The organism is Pedobacter sp. 01T416_2 (assembly GCF_056398925.1).
The window spans coordinates 1-3,610 of record NZ_JBFTQI010000622.1 but is presented as its reverse complement, the minus strand read 5'-3'; the positions used below and the strand labels follow the sequence as shown (position 1 = coordinate 3,610).

Below are 3,610 nucleotides of genomic sequence, written 5' to 3'. Positions count from 1 at the left end.
TAATCTAAATTGTGCACAGAATTTAATCTCTCAATATACATGAATTTTCTTCGTCTACAGGATACAATAAACAAATCAGAGTTCRTACAGAATGGTCGACCTGCTATCTTTTTAAATCAACTTAAGGATGTAAACATCATTATCGGAGCTAATAACAGTCGGAAAAGTCGGTTTTTACGGAATATTATCAAACGTGAATCAAAACTTTTATTAGAGGGTGATTTTGATCTCAATCAAGATTATTTGGAAAGTCTAGAAATCTTTAAGCCACTTGTTGCGGTTTCTGCAAAAAGTATCAATGAACATATTATTATGGTGGGTTTTAGCGGATCGATTGATGAAAGCCAGACTTCACAGGACCTGAATAATTACTTTTCTGTCCACAGCTCACCAAATAATTCGTTACACTTGGGAAAGCTTGCCGAACACCTAAAAAACATCAACGATCAATTACTACTTACTATTGTTGAGGAGGGGTTTTCAGAAATTAAGAAACTCATTTCACTGGTATTGCCAGTGCTCGACTGTCTTTTTAAGATGTATACTCAAATACAGGATGCAGGAGATGGTAACCCGTTTCCTACTGCTTCCGGAAACATTGCATCCAACATTAGGTTGACCCTGCCTAATACCTCAGAGGGAGATTGGGTCGAGCACGTTGACCTTAAGCTTGAAATTTTCAGAAAATTAAATGCATATTTAACTAAACTAAATACGCTAAGTTTTGAGCCTTTTCGAAAGGCTATGGTTTATATTCCTGTTCTTAGATCTTCAAGAATGCTTGAAGGAGTCAGTGGAGATGTTTTCAAATCAACTTTAATCAAGCAGCATAGTCTCGCAGACGTGCGTTCCCTCAGTATTGAAACCGGTCTTGATTTATATGACAAGATCGAGCTAGCACGAAATGGATCAAAAAAAGGCCGACAGGACTTCACTGAATTTGAGTCTTTTATTAGCGAGGTTTTCTTTCAGGGCAGAGAAGTTGATATTGTTGCTCAGAAAAACAAGGGTAATAGCGATAAACATATTCGCCTCTCTATTGCAGGTGAGATGGACGATGTTGCCATTTATGATCTTGGCGATGGCGTTCAGGCAGTGATCAATTTGTTGTTTCCAATTTTTACCGCGCCTGACAATTCGTGGATTTTCATAGACGAACCTGAAAACAATCTTCATCCGGGTTTTCAAAACATTTTCATTAAAGCGATTTCGGAAAACACCGCAATTGCGAAAAAGAACCATCGGTATTTTATCAATACCCATTCAAACCATATACTATCTGAAACCCTTCTGAGTACTGCGGATACCGAGATATTAGTTTTCAGCCGTAATGACGAGACCTCTTCCTCGATTAGATCATTTGCAGGCAATGAATATGCTACCCTTGAAATGCTCGGCGTTTTCAACACCTCAGTACTGGTCAGCAACTGCACCATCTGGGTAGAAGGCGTTACAGACAGATTGTATCTTCGAGCTTTTATGTATGCTTATTGTAGTTGGGAAGAAAATGCAAGGGTCGCCCCAATTGAGGGAATGAACTTTACTTTTATCGAATATGCAGGTTCCAATCTAATCCATTATGACTTCATGGATAGTTCCATCGATCCTGGCGATCAGTTAGTAATGCGGGAAATMAAATCTTTTTTTGTCAATTCAAATGTATTTCTGCTGGCCGATTCCGATTTTAACCAAGAACTCAAACACGAATTCTACAAGGCAATAAAAAAGAAGAACTTTAAATATTTCAATACTGAACTTCCGGAAATTGAAAACCTCATACCTAATCACATCTTAAAAAAATGGTTGATTGATGAGATTGGTTGTAAAGAGCAAGAGGTGAACTCATGTTTTATTTCTCGAGATGACTCATTGAAGTTAGGTGCTTATTTTACAGACAAATTTTCCTACGGAAAGAAACGTTTTAGAAAGTTCACTTCTGAGGGCCAAGGAGGTACATTGAGGGGAGACTATAAAAAAAGTCTTGCCGAGTATATATATAAATCTATCCTGGAGAAAAAGTTTACCTGGTCCGATTTAAAGGAAAGCTTAGTAATACCCAAGCTAGTTACGGAACTATTGGACTTCATTGACAGCAAAAATTTAGTATAGAAAAAGATATTTAATTACTGCTTTTTGTATGGACCTACAACGTTGAAGACAATTTGCTCTTTTCGATCTGGTGGCTTACAGTACAATTGCACGAACAGGTAATTCAACTTTAAATTTGGTATATATTTATTTATGGGAAACGCTATCGATGACCTTCAAAACCATTTTAATGAGGCTAAGGCTCAAAATGAATTTGAATTTGTGATGACTTTGCTCAATTACAAGAGCATCGGATCTCCCCAACTACAGGCTAATCTACATGAATGGTTTGAGGCCATGCAGATGTACATTGAACTTTACAACCAATATTCAGGGATGGAAAAAACAAGAATGGCAGCACTGTTATACTCCACGTTTTTTGAACAGCGACTTTTATAACATCATAGGAAATTTGTGTCGTGGTATATTAGGGATGATGGCGACGTCTTATCTTTTTTGGAAGACTAAAAAGTATGAAAGATTGCTTGGCATAGGCGCAGGTTCCGTTTTTATTAGTCTCAATTTTGATATATCAGAAATCAATTTCAGTTTTTAGTAAACCAGATCTCTTGCAATTATCGTGACCGTGCTAAAAACATCCATGAACCATATGAGAATTTTATATTGTTTTAAACAATGTCTGGTGTACCGGGTAAATTTTTTCGGTGCAAACTATATCTATAATCTAATCGAAACAAAGATTTTCTAACAGCTAACCTAGGCATAGCATTTTCGCCTTTTATACTACGCATAATTTCGCTCCTTTTTTTGAAAAATATCAGTCACTTTCATGATAATATTTGACCATAAAAAGTTACCCAACATTTGTAAACTAATTTGAGTTACGATAATATTGGCAATCTTACTTAATAAATAATATATTGGTGGAATTATCACGAGCCATGCAAAAAAAAAAAAACACAAACTAAATCTACAACGGGGACTGTTTCCGCCCAACCTACAAAAAGATTTTTCGTAGCGATGTTAACAAGAGATATTGCCTTGATGGATGCAATTATGGACTTACTTGATAATTGCATTGACGGAGTGCATCGACAAAATAAGAAAAAGGCAGTTGAAGACAGTTATAGCGGTTACTATGGAGAAATCACTATCAATGAAAATGAATTCATTTTAAAGGACAATTGCGGTGGTATTCCTTTAGAAATCGCAAAAAACTACGCGTTCAAAATGGGGAGATCGGAAGAATATCACGATGATGATAATCTTGAAACCCTTGGAATGTATGGCATAGGTATGAAACGCGCGATATTTAAAATCGGAATGGAGGCAGATGTCGTGTCTTTTGATAAAGACGATATTTTCAAGGTCAGTATCCCTAAATTTTGGTCATCAAATCCGGACTGGCACTTTGATTATACGCTTTTAAATAAACTGCACTTGGACGGCATTTTGTCCGAGGAAGGAACTTCCGTTAAAATTACAAGCCTTCATACGAACATCAGCCAACAATTTAAAGATAAAAGCGGTTTTTTAAGAGATTTAACCATTGCCCTAAAGC

The 3,610-nt window shown here is 36.5% G+C and carries 4 protein-coding genes; 3 read left to right on the top strand and 1 reads right to left on the bottom strand.

Going from position 1 to position 3,610, the window contains the following annotated elements; genetic code table 11:
- The first annotated feature begins 39 nt into the window (after positions 1-39).
- Both AC1DPQ_RS21340 and AC1DPQ_RS21335 read left to right on the top strand, forming a co-directional pair.
- Positions 40-2,109: an AAA family ATPase gene (locus tag AC1DPQ_RS21340; protein ID WP_477610806.1), complete on the top strand. Its 2,070-nt coding sequence runs from the start codon at positions 40-42 to the stop codon at positions 2,107-2,109.
- Positions 2,110-2,241: 132 nt separating this feature from the next.
- Positions 2,242-2,487: a hypothetical protein gene (locus tag AC1DPQ_RS21335; protein ID WP_477579747.1), complete on the top strand. Its 246-nt coding sequence runs from the start codon at positions 2,242-2,244 to the stop codon at positions 2,485-2,487.
- 230 nt (positions 2,488-2,717) lie between these two features.
- On the opposite strand, the gene AC1DPQ_RS21330 is transcribed toward AC1DPQ_RS21335, so the two are convergent.
- The gene (locus AC1DPQ_RS21330; RefSeq protein WP_477610807.1) at positions 2,718-2,867 is read right to left on the bottom strand and encodes a hypothetical protein; all 150 of its coding nucleotides are present in this window, start codon (positions 2,865-2,867) and stop codon (positions 2,718-2,720) included.
- 202 nt (positions 2,868-3,069) lie between these two features.
- On the opposite strand from AC1DPQ_RS21330, the gene AC1DPQ_RS21325 reads away from it, so the two are divergent.
- Positions 3,070-3,610: ATP-binding protein (locus AC1DPQ_RS21325; RefSeq protein WP_477610805.1), on the top strand; the 541-nt coding region annotated here is incomplete at its 3' end.

What these genes read in the sequence shown, in the direction of transcription:
- AC1DPQ_RS21335 (WP_477579747.1), top strand. Translation starts at nt 2,242, where the DNA reads ATGGGAAACGCTATCGATGACCTTCAAAACCATTTTAATGAGGCTAAG.